Source organism: Gilliamella sp. A7, assembly GCF_002142015.1.
GTDB lineage: Bacteria > Pseudomonadota > Gammaproteobacteria > Enterobacterales > Orbaceae > Gilliamella > Gilliamella apis_A.
The window spans coordinates 1-507 of sequence record NZ_NASN01000124.1 but is presented as its reverse complement, the minus strand read 5'-3'; the positions used below and the strand labels follow the sequence as shown (position 1 = coordinate 507).

The following is a 507-nucleotide window of genomic DNA, read 5'->3' as shown; positions in this document are numbered from 1 at the left end:
TTCAACCTATTAACATGATAATAAAAAACACTTTTTGCCAGTTTTGTTGCTGATAGTAAATGTTTTAAAGAATACTGATATTTAAGAGCTAAAACAACTAACGTTTTTTCTTTGTTTGTTGTCGTTTTGCTTGCTTCAGCTCTTCTAACTTTTTTAGAACAGCATTTTCTGCTCGTAAATAAGCAATTTCCTCTTTTAATTCTTCAATTGTTTTTTCATCATCACTATGAGTTGGTTCAATACGGGGGTGCTTCATACAGGGTCTTCCTCTGGAACGATATTCAAGCCCTCGGAAACCTTTTTTATGATATCTATCAAGCCAAACAAATAGAAGCCCGGGGGAACTTAAATTAAGCATAGCACTAGTGTGCCCGAGAGACCAATTATTTGTCCACATTAATTTTAGTGCTTGTAATCTTGCTTCGGCATGACGTAAATGAGGTGTTGGTTGAAAGGCGTTACCCCCATGAATCGCAACCACTTGGGACCAATATCGAATCTGACGAG

1 protein-coding gene is annotated in these 507 nt (G+C 36.9%); it reads right to left on the bottom strand.

What is annotated here, in order from left to right; all coding sequences use genetic code 11:
* Nucleotides 1–97 precede the first annotated feature (97 nt).
* On the bottom strand, nt 98–507 hold a 410-nt coding region (locus B6D18_RS12435), incomplete at its 5' end, for a helix-turn-helix domain-containing protein (protein WP_086364706.1).